14 protein-coding genes are annotated in these 17,062 nt (G+C 56.2%); 8 read left to right on the top strand and 6 right to left on the bottom strand.

From position 1 onward, the window contains the following. Positions 1–48 precede the first annotated feature (48 nt). Positions 49–1,419, bottom strand: a complete 1,371-nt coding sequence (locus SO140_RS19455; protein WP_498542954.1) for an O-antigen ligase family protein — start codon at positions 1,417–1,419, stop codon at positions 49–51. Between the two features lie 1,425 nt (positions 1,420–2,844). On the opposite strand from SO140_RS19455, the gene SO140_RS19450 reads away from it, so the two are divergent. Beyond that, on the top strand, positions 2,845–3,738 hold the full coding sequence (locus SO140_RS19450) for a polysaccharide deacetylase family protein (RefSeq protein ID WP_474799982.1): 894 nt from the start codon (positions 2,845–2,847) through the stop codon (positions 3,736–3,738). Positions 3,739–3,858: 120 nt separating this feature from the next. On the opposite strand, the gene SO140_RS19445 is transcribed toward SO140_RS19450, so the two are convergent. Continuing rightward, positions 3,859–4,884, bottom strand: a complete 1,026-nt coding sequence (locus SO140_RS19445; protein WP_474799960.1) for a lipid II:glycine glycyltransferase FemX — start codon at positions 4,882–4,884, stop codon at positions 3,859–3,861. After that, entirely contained in the window at positions 4,881–5,741 is an 861-nt protein-coding gene (locus SO140_RS19440) for a glycosyltransferase family 2 protein (RefSeq protein ID WP_474799962.1), read from the bottom strand. The genes SO140_RS19445 and SO140_RS19440 overlap by 4 nt, the downstream gene beginning before the upstream one ends. A gap of 267 nt (positions 5,742–6,008) precedes the next feature. Between SO140_RS19440 and SO140_RS19435 the strand changes: the two genes are divergently transcribed. Beyond that, the gene (locus tag SO140_RS19435) at positions 6,009–7,421 is read left to right on the top strand and encodes a nucleotide sugar dehydrogenase (protein WP_474799964.1); all 1,413 of its coding nucleotides are present in this window, start codon (positions 6,009–6,011) and stop codon (positions 7,419–7,421) included. A 24-nt stretch (positions 7,422–7,445) separates the two neighbouring features. Further along, positions 7,446–8,783, top strand: a complete 1,338-nt coding sequence (locus tag SO140_RS19430; RefSeq protein ID WP_474799966.1) for a glycosyltransferase family 4 protein — start codon at positions 7,446–7,448, stop codon at positions 8,781–8,783. A 252-nt stretch (positions 8,784–9,035) separates the two neighbouring features. Here the strand turns inward: SO140_RS19430 and SO140_RS19425 are convergent, their stop codons facing one another. The 3 genes from SO140_RS19425 to SO140_RS19415 form a co-directional block, all read right to left on the bottom strand. After that, a complete protein-coding gene (locus SO140_RS19425) occupies positions 9,036–9,944 on the bottom strand; it encodes a DUF6492 family protein (protein WP_474799968.1) in 909 nt (302 codons plus the stop codon). 115 nt (positions 9,945–10,059) lie between these two features. After that, positions 10,060–11,043 carry a glycosyltransferase family 2 protein gene (locus SO140_RS19420; RefSeq protein WP_498542959.1) on the bottom strand — a complete coding sequence of 328 codons (984 nt, stop codon included), beginning with the start codon at positions 11,041–11,043 and terminating at the stop codon, positions 10,060–10,062. 488 nt (positions 11,044–11,531) lie between these two features. After that, a complete protein-coding gene (locus tag SO140_RS19415; protein WP_474799970.1) occupies positions 11,532–13,175 on the bottom strand; it encodes a hypothetical protein in 1,644 nt (547 codons plus the stop codon). A 648-nt stretch (positions 13,176–13,823) separates the two neighbouring features. Here SO140_RS19415 and SO140_RS19410 point away from each other — a divergent pair. From SO140_RS19410 to tnpC, 5 genes are all read left to right on the top strand, one after another. Beyond that, positions 13,824–14,438, top strand: a complete 615-nt coding sequence (locus tag SO140_RS19410) for a class I SAM-dependent methyltransferase (protein WP_474799972.1) — start codon at positions 13,824–13,826, stop codon at positions 14,436–14,438. Positions 14,439–14,892: 454 nt separating this feature from the next. Further along, positions 14,893–15,132 (top strand): hypothetical protein, encoded by a 240-nt coding sequence (locus SO140_RS19405; protein WP_498542953.1) that lies wholly within the window; start codon positions 14,893–14,895, stop codon positions 15,130–15,132. A gap of 246 nt (positions 15,133–15,378) precedes the next feature. Continuing rightward, entirely contained in the window at positions 15,379–15,789 is a 411-nt protein-coding gene (gene tnpA, locus SO140_RS19400) for an IS66-like element accessory protein TnpA (RefSeq protein WP_449381372.1), read from the top strand. Then, the gene (tnpB, locus tag SO140_RS19395) at positions 15,786–16,133 is read left to right on the top strand and encodes an IS66 family insertion sequence element accessory protein TnpB (RefSeq protein ID WP_449381373.1); all 348 of its coding nucleotides are present in this window, start codon (positions 15,786–15,788) and stop codon (positions 16,131–16,133) included. The genes tnpA and tnpB overlap by 4 nt, the downstream gene beginning before the upstream one ends. 94 nt (positions 16,134–16,227) lie before the next feature. Beyond that, positions 16,228–17,062 (top strand): IS66 family transposase (gene tnpC, locus SO140_RS19390; RefSeq protein WP_498542952.1); only part of this gene is annotated, 835 nt, incomplete at its 3' end.

The raw sequence follows: 17,062 nt of genomic DNA, 5'->3' as shown, positions 1-17,062 counted from the left end.
GTTCCATGCGCTTTTTCGACGACCAAGGTACATGTGTAAGTTGTCGAACTATTCAGCCAGTACCCCGTAACGTACGTTCCGTGCGGGCAAACGCAAGCCGGCTCTCTCCTTGGCCTCTGCGTCGAGCACCCAGGCGCCGCTCCCCATTAGAAATAGAAAAGCAACATATGCGGTGTCCCAGAAATGGACGGTCCAACCGACCAGGTAAATCCCGGTCATGGCGATCAGAAAAGCCGTTCGATATGCTGTCATCTTCCCATCGAGACCCTTCTTGAAACCTACGGTAAGGAAGATCAACAAAATGGCCAGATGCAGGAGAACTGGCGCCGGCAAGCCGGAGCGCATTGCCAAGACGAGCCAAAAATTGTCAATGCTTGGCCCCATCCAATTGGGGCGTTCCCAATCGCTCAGGCCAATGCCGAAAACGGGATGATCTAGGGCTACCGCCGACCCGTAGTCCCATATCAGCAGCCGAAAATAATATGACTGAGGATCAAATGTGAGATACCCGGAGACAATTGACGGCAAGGATCGGTTGGCCACAACTTCAATCAAAGTGGTGGCTACGGCCAAAAGGCCGATCAGAATTTTCCATCGGGCCTTAACGCCCTTTAGCAGCGAGTTCCATACCAGCAGGAGCCCCTGGGCGACAATGGCCATTAAGGGTCCGGCGGACAACGACATGCTCGCAGTAGCCGCTACGGCCGCAGTCATGAGGTAGCGCTGAAGGGAGCTCGTCTTGTAGCCGAGAACCAAGTAAACCGGGGCAAGCACGCTGGCCGCAAACACGCCAAAAAGAATTGGATGATCAAAAACCGACTGAACGCGAGTTAACCCAGATCGTTGCTCCGGACTAAACAAGGGCGTTGGGCAGATCATCGCAAACAATTCGCGCAAAATGTTGTGCCCAGAAACAAGCTCGATAATGGCGAACGGCATTAGGACGAGCACGAGCCTGAACAGGAGCTGGACCATGTTGTAGAAGTCGTCCGCGTCACGGATGAAGCAGCGCGCCAAAAGATAGGGTCCGATGGTTTCGATCCACTCAATTCCGAACGTTTGGCTGGACGGTTCTATTCCATTAACAACGATTAAGCCGAGGACACGCCAGAAGGAGAACAACAGCACTGCGACGTCGAAAATCCTTATACCTACTCTCCCGCCGACAAATTTGCTCAAGCAAGGCAAAATCATCACGAGAAGGACGATACGATAGAGCGACAGTCGCAGTGACCCGATATAAATTTGGCACGGCCAGAGGAGGCCAAGAAAGAACAGAAGTACGGGCAAGCTTAATTTTTTCCGTCCGGCCGGATACGAGCCGACTTGTTCTTGCTCGTTGTGTAAGGGGCTGTCGACCTGAAAAGCGGGGACGTGACGACGCCGGAGTTTACCGGAAGCTATTGAATATCTGGGCATCTGATCGGCTCCGATAGACAGTCCCACGGGGACTATAGTGTCCGCCTGTTGGGAACGCCGGGGCGTCGAGTCAGCAGGGATCTGGTGGCGTCATCGGCATTGCTTGTTAATGTTGGCGCGCAGATCCCGTCGAACGCGGTATATCCGCAGGCACCAATGCGATTACTCGTGATCCTGATGTTGGTCATCGGATTTGACCACGTCCATCATGGCGTACGGCGTAGCCACCGCGGGTGGAGCGATTGTCGTGCAGCCAGACATCGCCTACCGGACCTTCATTATATCCGATCGTAAACGAGGGGGTGGTGGTAGTGTGACAGGTAGCGGTATTGTGCTTCACGACGTCCCCTTGGGCGCAAAACGCCATTCCAGGTCATGGCATTGAGGCGCATGTTTCTCACGGTCACATTGAGGCACTGATGTTGAGATAGCCTTCAACGTGCAATCCGCTGATTGCGGCTCCTGGCGGTGACTTCGGCGAATATTATCGCATTTAATAATTATTCTTCAATGCATTTTAAATGGCATGCCATTTAATGATGGAGAGTCGTGAGTCAAGGTGAGTGCAGGTTCGCTTCAGTTGTTAAATAGGAAAATATTTCAATGGGTTGGGAGGGGCTTGAGGAAATGTAACGTGTTCTCTCGAGGTTACCCATCTGTCGCATTTGTGGATTTAACGTTGGCTGTTCCGGCGCCGGCGCCGCCGAGAGGGCCTCACCAAAACAGCTTGTTCACGATTCAGTCGAACCTCTTCTATCGAGGAGTTCAGCCCCCGGCTGCGCGGCCGAGGTACGCGTATGCAGCGTGCGTGAGCGCTATGCTGGACACTTTCGTGCAGTTCCAGTCGCCCCGGCTTTTTTCCGATCGCCGTTTGGTTGCAGGGTGGGCCGCGTGAGGGGAAGCAGCTGGCAACATTCTGCGGGTCTTGCCTACATCGACCGTCCAGCTATCGTCGGGTGGAGGAGCGCGTCCGATGGACCGAACACGCACAATCCAACCGAAGGCGGCGGTTATGGTCTTCCGGTCGAACCAAGCGCGATCATGGCCGAGTACAAGTCCATGAGGGCAGCAGACAGCACGCGATCTGTTTTCTGCGGTCTTGGGCAAGGCATCGCGTATGACGGTGGGAACTCCGTCCGACGCCGCACAATTGAGACACTCAAATGACTGTGGTCGCCGGGGGCGACCGCGCTTTCTTGCCGCGTCGCTTTATCGATTTATCTGAGATAAGCTGGATTTAAAATATTTAACAGGATATGAGCTAAAGGCTCGGGCAAAGCATTCAGGCAAGATGAGAAACGCAGACGAGCTTTCCGGCGGCCGCGACCCAAGGCACCGGGATTTTGCAGGCAAGTGGCTGGCCCAAAGAGGCGGCCCGCGCGAGCACGCGAAATGCTTGGCGCATGTAGTGAGTAGCTGCGCGTGATGATGAAAAACATCTCCATTTGGGCAAGCACCAAGCGGATTGCCAAGCTAGCCATTAGCCTGCTCTACTACATCGCAGGAAGATCTTCGCGATTTGTACTTCAATTGATGGGCCGTTCACCGGATCGCAGCCTGATTATCCTGTACTATCATGGGATACCACACCAGTACCGAGCCAATTTCGCGCGCCAAATGGAGTCGATCCGGCGCAGAGCACAGGTATTGCCGGCGTCTTATCGTGGAAACTTGCCGAGCGGCAAGCCGAACGTCGCAATTACGTTTGACGACGCTTACGTCAGCGTAGCTGAGCACGCCTTGCCGGAGCTTCGCGCTCGCGGATTTCATTCTACGATTTTTGTTCCCGTGGGGGCCTTGGGTAGTCGTCCAACGTGGCCCGTCGAACCCGGTAGCCTTGATGCCGATGAGACGGTGATGTCCGCGGACCAGATAACACCACTGCTTTCCTCGCTCGTAACGCTTGGATCTCACACCAGCACGCATCCGCGTCTCTCCCGAATAGATGCGCGTCTTGCCAAGGACGAAATCGAAGGCTCACGCCTGAAACTTCAGGAGTTGATAGCACAGCAAGTTCGGCTACTGGCCTTTCCATATGGAGATCATGACGCCTCAACAATCGAATTGTGCAAGGCCGCGGGTTACGACTATGTTTTCAGCGTGGTACCTAATCCTGTCGACACGACGAGTTCCGGCTTTGTCAGGGGGCGCGTGAAAGTCGATCCCTTCGATTGGCCGCTGGAATTCTTTCTAAAGTATCACGGAGCCTATGCCTGGTTCTCGCAGGTGTCTTTACTCAAGCAGAAGCTGAGCGATCGGCGTCGAGAGGTTCGGCGCCATCTTACGGACACCCAGGCCAAATCGGCCCATTTTTTGTAGTGCAATTGTGATGTAGCTCACGGTCGGACCGAAGACGAACCTCGGGTGACGAGGGGCGAAATAAGACGGTAGCTCACCGCCGTTTCATGCAAATCTTTGCGGGTTTTAGGGCTAACTAAACTAACCCAGCAACCGGTCGCGCGCGGCCTCCAAGAAGTTCAACACGCCACTTTGCAAACTACCGGGGCTGCACTCGTAGGGGCCGACGTCAGTGACGGCACGACCGTTCAATCCCTGTTTGAACCGAAAAACGCCTGGATTCCGCTGCTGATCGATACCACCCAGATCGTAGTAGCAGTTGCCGGTTCTTTGCGCGTGTTCGATCACGGTCCAGTGCAGGAGGTATGAGGCGCGCAGATCGCGTCCCTTGGAATTAGCCGCACCGAGCAGGTAGATGGCCGTGTCGCCCACGAAGCTGCCGAGGTGCCCCGCAACAAGTTCCCCCTGATGCCAGGCAAGGTGCAAAACGAGTTTCTGATCCGCTGGGAGCTCGTGCTGAACGTTCTTGAAGAAGCGCACGTCCTGGTTCGTCTTGAAGTCCTTCTGCTTGGTGAGTTCGAGGAATATGCGCTCGAACTGGTCAAAGTCATCCGGCTCGAACGACCGAGTTACCCGAATGTCCGCCTTCTCGGCTTTGGCCAGGTTGCGACGCCAATGGAGATCGGCATCCTTTCGTATGCTGGCAAGCGGTCTCGCCAGATCGAGAATGAAGGTTCCTCGAGAGCTCTGCCGCGTGCAATGCCGGAACCCGCTGGCCTCCAGCGTCGTCATCTGGATCTCCTGGAATCGGCCACCGACGAGCGCCGGGACGACGCGTAGAACCAACCGCCGACGCTCGACGTACTCCCGACGCAGTGCCTCGACACAGCGCCCGAACTTTTCGGCTGAGAAGCTGCTGTCGCTCCTGATGATGGGAGCATGGCTCAAATAGCCAATTCCGAAGGGCGTCAGCGGAACGGTCTTGACGCGAACGTCAGCGAGGCCGACCAGAGTCTGATCCTCGAACAATCCGTTCAGTTCAGAACTCGCGCCGACTCGGCGCGCCGCGGCAGCGGCATAGCCGCTGAGTTGGCGATAGGAAGTATCACGAAACGTGGGCGTCAGCACATCCCACGTTTCCTTCGACAGTCGCTTGACGGTGATCATTTGGACGAAGCTGCCGTTTGCGCGAGGCGAGAACTATTGTCCCGGTCCCAGACAGAAGCTCTAGCCCAGCAACGAATACTAGCCCTGCATCGGGCTAGCATATTGACAAGGCAATAAATCAACAATCCGGACCACATGCGAGGTTCCTTGAACAATGCGACGACCGTCCGATGATTTGCTTCGCCTTTATTTGCGTGGAGCTCGGAAAAATTGCGAGAGAGCTCGAATATCCCGGCATAGGCACGAGTTCTGACCGTAATCAACTGTGAGATCGTGCGTGGGGGAAATACCGTGGACTGAGCGGAGGGGAGGGTCTCTCGCTCTTTCGGTGTGAACTGAAGCCGAACGTAAATGTCATCGGCAATGAGGTCTGGAAATCCGGTAAAACGCTTGCGTCCTTCCTCGGACAAAGCATAGACGCCGGACCCACCGATTCCCTCGCGGGACGAGGGCAGTCTGGATCGAATGCCATAGTATTTGCGCACTGGCCAAGAGCAGCCGGTTAGATCGATCTCGGGCGTTGGTGCCACGGCCAACACGTCGCCCCGCGCGAGGCGGCTTGCCAAAACCCGAATGGTATCGAGACTGATGACGATATCGGCGTCAACGTAAATACGCGGGAAGGCGCGAGCGATCTGATCGCCGAGGTTTAGGGCGTGAGTCTTACTCGCGACCTCGGTCTCGATAACACGTGCCGTTGGACTGAAGCGCCGCGCGATGTCCGCCGTGTTATCGGTGCACCCATTGCAAACGACGACCACGTCCATCTCGTCTGAACCCGAGTTGCTAACCCATGCACCTAACGTTCGCGCTATTACCGAGCTCTCGTTGTGTGCGGGAACGACAATCGAAATCATGGTTTCCTCAAGCACAGTCCGAACAACGGGAGCAACTGCTCGAACGCCCGCGCGAAGGCAGACCACAGCCGCAGGTCTGGCGCCGCCCGCATCGCCGCAGGAGCAGTACGCTTCTTATCCGCCAGAAAGGCGGATTCTGATAAACATAAGTCTTTCTACTTTGGCGCATTAAATACCTATTGTTTATCCTTGGTTTTAAATTATAATCCATTTAAACGATCATAATTTAAATTGCAATAATTTTGCACGTCGTCGGAGGCATTCAATATGGAAGGCTTAACCTACAGCCAGGTCAAGACGGCGCAGGACATCGCAGGCTTTGTCGATCCTCAGGAAAATATTCTCTCAGATAGTTCAGCCAAGCTCAAAATCAGCGTCTTCGGCATCGGCTATGTCGGGACAGTGTCTGCAGCCTGCCTTGCACGCGACGGGCATGAAGTGGTGGCCGTTGATGTCAACCAGGAGAAGGTCGACATCCTGAACGAAGGTCTGTCGCCAATCGTCGAGCCATGGCTCAGTGAAAACATCGATGCCGTTGTCCGCATTGGTCGATTGAAGGCAACGACCGACCCTTTGGCGGCCGTCCTGTCAACCGACGTCTCGTTGATCTGCGTCGGAACCCCTTCGCAAGAGAATGGCTCACTCGAAACGGCGTTCGTGAGCCGGGTGGCGCAGCAGATTGGGGAGAGTCTCCGCAAGAGCACGAACTTTCATTCGGTTGTGATGCGCTCGACGATGTTGCCGGGCACGATGGAAGAATTGATCATACCCATGCTGGAGCGCTCATCGGGCAAGCAAGCTGGTCGAGATTTTGGAATTGCCTATTTTCCCGAATTCCTGCGAGAAGGAACAGCCATAGGTGACTATGATAATCCGGGAGCGATCGTGTTCGGCGTCGAAGATGACCCGCAAACGCTTCGGCGGCTCATGGATATCCATGAAAAATTTTCTGTAGCCCCCCAAGTCATGTCAATTCGCGCCGCCGAGGCGGTCAAGTATGCAAACAATGCCTGGCATGCGACGAAGATCAGCTTTGCAAACGAGTTGGGACTGCTTTGCAAAGCGATGGGCGTCGACAGCCACGAAGTAATGCAGGCTCTGGTTAGCGATACGAAACTCAATATCTCGCCGGCGTACCTCAAACCCGGATTCGCTTTCGGCGGCTCTTGCTTGCCCAAGGACGTCAGCGCTTTGCGCCATGCCGGAAAAATGGTCGACATTGACACGCCCTTACTTGATGCCGTTCTGCAAGCGAACGAGAACCAGATTCGAAGCGCCTTTCGACTTGTCGCCGCGACCGGAAAGCGGCGTATCGGTCTCGTCGGCCTGAGCTTCAAGCCGGACACGGACGATCTGCGTTACAGCCCAATGCTGGAGGTTGCAGAAAGATTGATCGGACGCGGCTATGAACTCGCGATCTATGATTCGAACATTCGTTTGTCGCGACTCACAGGGGTCAACAGAGATGAGTTGATCAGGCGCCTGCCGCATATTGCCTGCCTGCTGCGAGAGACAATGACCGAACTCGCCGACTTTGCTGAGGTTCTAGTGGTAGGAAACCGCGAGGAGTTTCAGAAGAATTCGTCGCCTTTGATCGGTCACGAGAAAATAATCATCGATCTTGTGCGCATCAGGCCGGACGGGCAGACCGGAATCAATTATCGCGGCATTTGTTGGTAAATCGCTGGTCTGGCGATCATGACAATGGCATCCAGTGTTGACGACACGCGTAGCCTCCGGCCGCGGAGGATTCTGATCATTGTTGAAAATCTTCCGGTGCCATTCGATCGTCGTGTCTGGGCGGAGGCGCAATCGCTGCGCAGGTCCGGCTACGAGGTGTCAGTGATTTGTCCTCGTGGTCCGCTCGCGGAGACTCCCTTCGAACTGATCGACGGGATCGAAATCCATCGCCATCCGTTGCCGGTCCAGGCCAAGGGCAAGCTCGCCTATCTCGCCGAATACAGCAGCGCGCTATTCTGGGAGTTTGCCTATTCGCTCAAGGTGTTCGCGCGGAATGGTTTTGATGTGATTCACGCCTGCAATCCGCCGGATCTTATTTTCCTGATCGGGGCCTTCTATAAGTATCTGTTCGGCAAGAAGTTTGTGTTCGATCATCACGATCTGAACCCAGAGTTGTTCGAAGCAAAATTCGGACATCGCGGGCTGATTTGGAAAGCGCTGGTTCTTCTCGAACGAGCGACGTTCAGGGTAGCTGACATCTCCATCGCCACCAATTTGTCCTATGCCCGCGTCGCTGTCCAGCGCGGCAAAATGAGGCCAGATCGCGTGTTTGTCGTTCGGTCCGGACCGAACCTCGCGCGGGTGCGCGAATTGCCTCCCGACAACGCCTGGCGCAATGGCCGGTCGCATCTCGTCGGCTATGTCGGCGTCATCGGGGAACAGGAAGGCATCGACCTCCTGCTTGAGGCGATCAAGCACATAACGTCCACGAGACAACGAAGGGATGTCCAGTTCGTCATTATGGGTGCGGGACCAAACCTGGAGTCGCTAAAGCAGGTTTGTGCGCAGATGGGCATTTCAGAATTTGTGACTTTCACCGGCAGGGTGGACGACACGACCTTGTTCACGGTGCTTTCGACCGCGGACGTCTGCGTCAACCCGGATCGCCCCAATGCGATGAACGACATGTCTACGATGAACAAGATCATGGAGTACATGGCGCTAGGCAAGCCAATCGTGCAGTTCGATCTATCGGAGGGGCGAGTGTCGGCGCAATCGGCCTCTCTTTACGCCCGTAATACTGATACGATCGACTTTGGAAACAAGATCCTAGAACTCATTGATGATCCAGATCGTCGTCGAGAGATGGGTATGCACGGACGCCGGCGCACGCGCGACGAGCTATCGTGGGAGCATGAAGAGCCGAAACTGATTGCTGCCTACGAGGCGCTTTTCAAACGAGGCTGCAAGACCGGGGCTTTCGTGGCTGGAGCCGGTCGTCTGGGTGCGGCAATTGGCAGCGACGTCCAGCCCCGAGTGTGCGCGGGCGCCTCCGAATGCGCTCAGGATCACGAGCCGTAGATACGCTCTCCAGCGAGTGCTCTATCGATAGGGTGCAGATTGGTCGGCCCGCGTTTGTTGACGGAGTAGTAAACGCCCGATGCTCCGAAGGCTGCGCACCGAACCGCCAACGGGGGCGTGACTCTCGCAGAGATCATGACAGCAACATCGGTAGGTTTGGCGCGTTGGTAAAACTAGTGGCGTCCGGCCTGCTCAGCGAGCCCTCATTCCAGTAGGCCAAGCAAAGCGCCCCTCGCTCAAGGCCTGGATCGACTATCCTTGCACGTTCGGCAGGAGGACCGCTTCTGATGGATCAACCCAGGTTCGGTGTCCGGCGAAGGCGGCGCGCCGAACCGCTAGCGGGGTGCGGGACTTCGCTGATATCATGACAGCAATATCGGTAGATTTGGCGCGTTGGATGAAATCTATGGCGCCCTGCCTGCTCAGCGGGCCCTCATTCCAGTAGGCCAAGCAAAGGGGGTCCTCGGAAGCGAACGAGTTGGCGAGCGCACCCAGCGCTTCGTCCACGAACACGCCGTAGAGCGTCCACTCGGAGAAATGGAGTTGCCCGGCGATAGCGGTGGCCCATGGGCGACCTGTCACAGTCGCTATTCTTCCGAGCATTTGGCGAACGATCGCCGGATCCCAAGCTAGGAGTGACGAGATGTAGTCGGCATGCGGCGGCGGAGCTGGCTTCAGCCCGAGCAGCGCGCGGGCGACTTGGTGCCAAATCACGTGCTTTGGCAGTCTTTGGTCGATCTCGTTCGGCTTTCTATAAAAGCGAACTGTTTTATTGTGGATGAACGTCTCTACACTGAACGGCCGGATGAGTTCAATGTCGGAATCAACGAGCAGTACCACGTCATCCTCACTTGCGGCGACGGCGGCTAGCTTGACTACTTGTTGAAGGATCCAGCCACGGACCGGCGGGATCGGCCGTCGCAAATTGACCGTGAACTTGGTCAAAGGCATGGGTACAAATGAACTGGGCAGGAAGTCGGCTTCGCAGCGGATGTGCGTGCGGGGGCCGGCGAGACGTCGGAAGAGCGAGATGTCCGATCTAGGCACAATGATGTGATGGTGGACTGATTCAGGCGCGTACTCGAGAATCGACCGGTGCAGATCTTTGCACAACTCGAAATCGGGTGCGAAGCTGGGTGTAATTACGGACATACGCTTCATGACCATTCTCCTGGCGGCCCGCATCACCTGTGTCTATTCGATTCCAAATGTAAGTTAGTCGGCCTAAGAATTGGTCATTCGTTGGTCAAGGAAATCGCCTGCGCAAAAAAGATTGCTAATGTCGCTCACTTTCAAGTGCGGACGTTGATGGTTCCATTTGCTGGATCTCCGAAGCGGACGAACCGCCGCGACGATCCGAGGAGACCGTTGGTACTCGGTACTCAGATGGCAATGTCCAGGGCATCAGTGCTACTCGCACGGCGGCCCTGTGTCCGCTCGGTCCATGAAGGGCACGGATGCCTTGCCCTAGAATGACACTTAGCCAAAATAGAGCCGTCGATAACGCACCGTGGCGCCTGCGGTGGTACCGAATTCGATTGGCTGACAACAGGGCCGAAAGCCGGGGATTTTCGCTGTACTCTCCTCCAATGTGGATCGCTTTCGCCTCTGGCACGTACACCACGGAAAATCCACACTCCCGCACCCTTCGCATGTAGTCGACTTCTTCCATGTACAGAAAGAACGACTCGTCCCAATCGCCGACGATCCGACGTGCCTCCGCCGAAACCGCAAGAATCGCTCCAGTTGCCCAATCGATCGGGCCTTCCCGATCGTACACCGCAGGATCGCCGACCATCTCACCTGTGCCAATCCGGGCAGCCAATGTTCCGCCTAGAATGGCGTCCGTCCATGCGGTCACAACGGAGGGCTCTCGGCGAATTGACCAGCAAGTCGTTCCATTCTCCGCCAAATTTCGCGGCACCACTACACCAACGGCTGAGTCCATCAGCCGATCAACTAGCAACCTCGCTACGCCGGGGGTGAGACGGACGTCCGGATTGAGAATTAACAAATTTGCATCGGGGCCAACGCTGGCGGTTCCTGCATTGATGGCCGCGGCATAGCCGGCGTTTCGGCCCATTCTGATTACTCTCGGTCGGACCGGATGAGCGGTTGCGATGTCGACACTACCATCACGTGAGTCGTTATCGACGATGATTGTTTCGAACTGTTTCACCCCCTCCAGTCCGGCCGGCAAGGAATCCAGCAGGCCTGGTAGAACACGCGCACTGTTGTAGGTCACAATGATGATTGACAGTCGAGATTCAGTGTTGGGCCTGTCATCAGCTAACCGCTGTGAACGTGCGCCGCGCCCTTCAAAATTCGCGTTTCCTTCCTCGCTGGACGGCTGCTGCCGGCCACTGCTCCTTCGGGTATCGATGGTCTTACCTCCGCGTCCCAGCTTCGTAAAATAACTAGATTTAATGTATCTCATTTAATCTAAAACACAATTAAATAGACCTGCAAGTGATTTTTGGAGGGCGCTGAGGTCAGCCTCTAGATTGCGGGGCAGTGCTTGCCGGGGCTGAATCGCGGCGCCGATTTTCTGCCAACACGTCTGTGAGGCTCTCACCGTCCTCCAGGGCTCTGGAGTGCAATCCTCATTCGTTGCCTTTGCGGCGGTCCCTATCGCGGTCGTCAATCCTAGTTCCGCCACCTCCCGAAGCCGAAAGGCTCGAAGATATCTTTCGCGGCGTGATCCCGGGGCCGCCCTAATCGCAAGGGCAGCCTCATCGAATGTGCCAGCTAGGGAACTGTGGGCTTGCCCAGGTTCGCTTGCAAAACATTTAATATAGCCGCGTCGCCGGTATAACCCCTCGACCGTACGGTGTGGGAATCGAAAACCATAACTCCCTCAGATTCAGCATGCGAATAGGAAATATACCCTCCCCCCTGGTTGGCCGCCGGAGAAAGTTTAAAGAGCATATCCTTCGTGCCGATCAAAAACCGGTTGATGATATCGTCCATGCGTTTTTCGCCATCAGACGCGGTTATCGTGAGTAGAGTCTGTAGGCTCGATGAATTTAAACCTCCAAACATTTGCATAGCTGCGCGCGCGTTGAGGAGCGAATACCAGGAATCCCAAGAGTAGCCCGCGGAGCTGCGTTGGCCTTCTGCATCGACGGAGTCGAATTCGAACAGCATTCCTTGCGCGCCTGCATTCGGTAGGAGATCACAATTGCGCACGATCCTGGCCGCACCACCGATTCCCGCGCCGCCGTTCAAACCGCATGCCACGGTTTTCGAGAACGTTCGGTCCGCAATGTAGCCGAAGAGTTGAAGGAGATCGCGCTCAGTGATCCCGTGGAACGAGTAGATGTGGCCGTTCACAATCTGTCTCAGGCCGGCCTGAATAACCGCCCCCGACGGCCGATGGGGATTTGTGTATGTCCACAGCAGATTGGTCATACCGTATTGCCTCAGTTTAGCGATAAAAACCGCGTCGTCGTAGGCCGCAAGTTTCGCTTCGAACTGATCGGCGCCCCAGTACAGCGTGGTCATGATGATCATCCCGATCATTCCGTTTTGAATATTCGGGTTGTAATCGCGATCATTGGGATCGCCGGCCATGTCATCCACGATGTTGGCGTGGACCACGTCCTTCGTCGTCAGCACGGAGCTATACATCGACGCTTCCATGTTGATGCTTATCAAAGTTTTTTCAGTCGCTGTCAGCTGATTCCAAATGCGCGGCGTGTTCTTCGCCAAGAGGAACATCATCGCTCCGCCCATTTGCTTTTGATCTTGGTAGCCGCCGGTCGCCGTCGGCCCCCGGCTCGGCGCCAGAACATACCGAATTTGCTGCAGGAGTGCGGCGTCAGTTCTAGTGTCGCCACAGAAGGAGTTTATCGCCTTCATCACTTCGGCGTTGTTAAACACGTGTTGGTGCGCTCCTCCTGAGAGGTTGGGGTCGTACCACACCTTTTCTGCACCGAGGGCGTACTTTACAGCGGCTTCTGAGAGACAGAAGGACGCCGTGGCTATGGGTATCGGCGTGCCCTGCGTGTTGTTGGCCTCGATCGAAATATTCGTCGCTGACGTTTTGGCCGCACTACCGGATTGGGCCGAGAGAATGTGTGTGGCGTCGGCCAAATTGGCAGTCTCGTGAGAGGCCTCATAAGGTCCGTTTAGATTGTCGGCATCAAGAGTCGTGCCCTCCACATGAAACGGCACACCCGCCGCGCCGCTAAACTCCGAAGCATTGGTCGTATCCGAAACGTTCGTGCCATTGGCGGGTGAGACGAGAGCGACAGGGTGGACAACAGTTTCCGCTACGGCAGGCGTGGTCGCTAGGTAGCCAAAATCAACCGGAGCCGGGGTGAGGCTCTTGGCACAACTCAAATGCACGAAACAAAGCATCGATAAAAACACGACGCCTTTAGCGGCCATGAATCGGTTTCCCACTCAAGCAGGTTTAGCCGTGAGCTTCGGGACTATCCGCCTCTACGATCATGTCGAAATGAGTATCTTTGTAGAAAATCCTGAAGAAGCAACACTGGCGTTCTGTGTTGATTGACTGTCGCTCCAGAGCGGAGGCCTTCAAGTGGGTGACGCAATAGCAAGAGGTACCAATTCGACCCGTGCCCGGTTTGGGGTCGCGTCAATCACCTCGTTTTACAAATTCGCTTGTCTATCGATTCGCTTTTCGTCGATATGCAGGTCTGCAGCAAGCCAGCCCACGGGTCGGTTGAGAAGGCCGGTTCGAAGATGCAGTCCACGAAAACGCAGTGGACGAACCTCGGTCGTCCGCCCTTCAGAACAAAGCGACATTCGCGAAACAACTCTTCACGGAATTCGTGATCGACGGCGAACTCAAACGTTACGTTATCTATCTCTTTGCTCAACACACACCTCAGAATCGACAATTAAATATAATATGCGCGGAATCATTTTGATTGATGTTACGACACTTTAATCCAAATTTAAAGCCTTTCGATTTGACTATTTTATTTAATATATGAAAATGACCGAGCGAGGTCATTGAGCCGCGTGGATCCAGCCAGCGTTCCGTTACAGATCGCCGAGCGGAGGGATTTCATGTTGGGCGCCGGAAACCAAATCTTTGAGCGTCTCAATAATTTCCGTTGGGAAGCTCAACTCAATATATCAACGAGAGGAATTGCCGAGGTCGACAAGCCCGATGCCGTGCACTATGCCACAATCCACTATTCAGCGGTTTACAGGGTTCTTCGTCATCTTTCGCTGCAGCCTTCGGATACCTTCGTCGATGTAGGTTGCGGCAAGGGAAGGATATTGTGTTGTGCGGCGCGGCGCCCATGCAGGAAGGTGGTGGGAATCGATTATTGCGAGGATTTTTGCAAGGAAGCGCAGACAAATGCGGCACGAATGCGCGGACGCAGGGTGCCCGTCCTTGTGCATAATGGCGCCGCCGAGGAGTTTGATTACACCGAAGCGACTGCTTTGTACTTCTTCTGTCCCTTCGGCGCCTCGACGCTGGCCGCCGTGCTTCAAAAGATGGACCACGACAGTCAGCACCGTCGCATTCGGTTGGCATTTGTGAACTGCAACGAGGAGCAGGGCAAGGTGTTTGGCGGGCAGCCTTGGCTCGAACTATACGACTATTGGCAAGCCGCGGGCCGGGGCGAGCATTCGGTGCATTTCTACAGGCGGACAGGAGCAGAGATCGACTGAAGATCCGGGCGAGCAATGAGAAACGAATGCGGCCGTCCTCTCGATAAGATGGTCCACACCCGATGACCAAGCTCACTATCATTGACAGTCGCATTGCAAAGGGGGGCCTGCGGGCTCACTGCTTTGGACGGAATTTATGCGCCAAACGATCGTAGGCCATGTTTCCGGAGCTCCACTGGAGGCAACGGACGCCGCGCATGGATTTGTGTGGCGATTTAAAAATTAAACAAAAAATATAATTAAAATATGCTTGGGCGGCCGCTCTTTGGCCTTTACGGCATGTTGCCGAAAAATCTTAAGGTAACGCGTAAGTGCCCGCCCGACGCTGTCAAAATATCGTTCGTTTGCTGCTGCCAAACGGACGGATCGTGCGGGACCTCATCGCCAAGCTGCACCCGATGAAACTGGAGTACGATTTGATCCGAGGGGCGACCACGGGGATGGCGGCTATCTGGTGCCTGATGATCTTGCCGGCATGGTCGCCCGCTTCTCGCCCGGCGTCGATAATTGCGCCTCGCTTGTGAAGCTGGCCTTATTGAAGAGGCATTCCCTGCTTGCTGGCCGATGGTTCCGTAAACGCAGCTCCCGGGATTCCGAGATGGTTCAGTTTGCGAAGAAGTTCCTCGGTGCAGTTAACAACGAGACGACAATTACGCTGGATGATTGGGGTAGATCCAGCAAGTTGGAAAATTAACGGCGACTTGCTTCCACAATTGGATATCGAGGGCGCGGAGTGGTCCATTTTGCTCAATGTTTCGCGCGAAACTCTTCGTCGCTTCCGTATCATTGTGATCGAGTTTCATGATCTCGCGCGATTGATGGATACGCACACATTCCTACTTATTGCGGCAGTCTTTCACCGACTGCAGCAGGACTTTTATAGTAATCCTCCGCTGGGGGCCGCCTTGTCAGGTGGACCGTTGTGTTGAGAACTGTCCTTATGGACAGGCATACTCACAGTGCTCAGATTGAACGGCTTGGGGTGGTCGAGACCGGGCGGCGGCGGCGCTGGTCCGAAGACGAGAAGCTCAAGATTGTCGTTGAGAGTTTGCAAGGGGTACGCCAAGTCTCTGCGACAGCCCGGCGGCACGGCATCTCACGCTCGCAACTGCTGCAATGGCGACGCTTGTTTCGAGCCAGGCAGGAGGGTGGCGCCGAGCAGCCAACTGGCTTCATTCCGGCATTGGTGGTTCCGGAAGCAGAGCCAACAGCGCCAATGCCGACTGAACTGGCCGCTGCGGGCGCGATCGAGATTGAGTTTGTGACCGGAGTACGGATGCGGATCACCGGCACGATTGACGCGGTGACGCTGACAACGGCTGTCGCTGCGTTATCGAGCGGGCGGCGATGATCCCGTTGCCGGCCGGCGTGCGGGTATGGCTCGCGACCGGCTATACCGACATGCGGAAGGGCTTTCCGTCGCTGGCATTGCAGGTTCAGGAGATCCTGCACCGCGACCCGCTGGGCGGCCACCTGTTTTGCTTCCGCGGGCGTCGGGGCAATCTGCTGAAGGTGATCTGGCATGACGGCCAGGGCGCCTGCCTGTTCACAAAACGCCTGGAGCGGGGCCGCTTCATCTGGCCGAGCCCGGCCGAGAGTGTGGTGACGATCTCGTCGGCGCAACTCGGTTATCTTCTGTCCGGAATCGATTGGAGGCACCCACAAGAGACGTGGCGGCCGACATCGGTCGGATGAGGCTTTGCGCTTCCCGGATCGTGATGGATGTGATTCCATCATCGCCGTGACCGCATCTGAATCGCTCCCCACCGATCTTGCCGCCGCGCATGCGATGATCCTCGCGGAGCGCGCCGCGCGCCTTCAAGCGGAAGCCGTCGCGGCGAGCGCCAAAGCGGAAGCTGCCGACGCGAAGGCGGCCGAGGCCCTGATCAGTTACCTCAAGCTCGAGATCGAGAAGCTGCGCCGCCAGATTTACGGCAGCCGCTCGGAGCGCAAGGCACGGCTCCTGGAGCAGATGGAGCTTCAGCTCGAAGAGCTGGAAGCAACCGCAACCGAGGACGAACTGGCGGCCGAGCAGGCCGCGGCCAAGACACAGTCCGTCAAATCCTTCCAGCGCACGCGGCCGTCGCGCAAACCGTTCCCCGACCATTTGCCGCGCGAGCGGGTCGTGGTCGCCGCACCGGAGAGCTGTCCCTGCTGCGGCTCGAACAAGCTGTCAAAGCTGGGCGAGGACATCACCGAGACGCTGGAGGTCGTTCCCCGGCAGTGGAAGGTGATCCAGACGGTGCGCGAGAAGTTCTCGTGCCGGGACTGCGAGACGATCACCCAGCCGCCGGCGCCCTTCCATGTGACCCCGCGCGGCTTCGCCGGGCCCAACCTTCTGGCCATGATCCTGTTCGAAAAGTTCGGCCAGCATCAGCCCTTGAACCGGCAGAGCGAGCGCTACGCCCGGGAGGGCATCAATCTGAGCCTGTCGACACTGGCCGACCAGGTCGGCACCTGTGCGGCGGCCCTGCAGCCGCTTTATCGGCTGATCGAACGCCACATCCTGGCCGCCGAGCGGCTGCACGGCGATGACACCACGGTGCCGATCCTGGCCAAGGGGCAGACGGTCAAAGGGCATATCTGGACCTACGTCCGCGACGACCGGCCGTTTGGTGGGCGGG

It is taken from the genome of Bradyrhizobium sp. UFLA05-108 (genome assembly GCF_059803455.1).
Note: the sequence above shows the minus strand (reverse complement) of the source record. Positions and strands in the feature narration are given on the sequence as shown.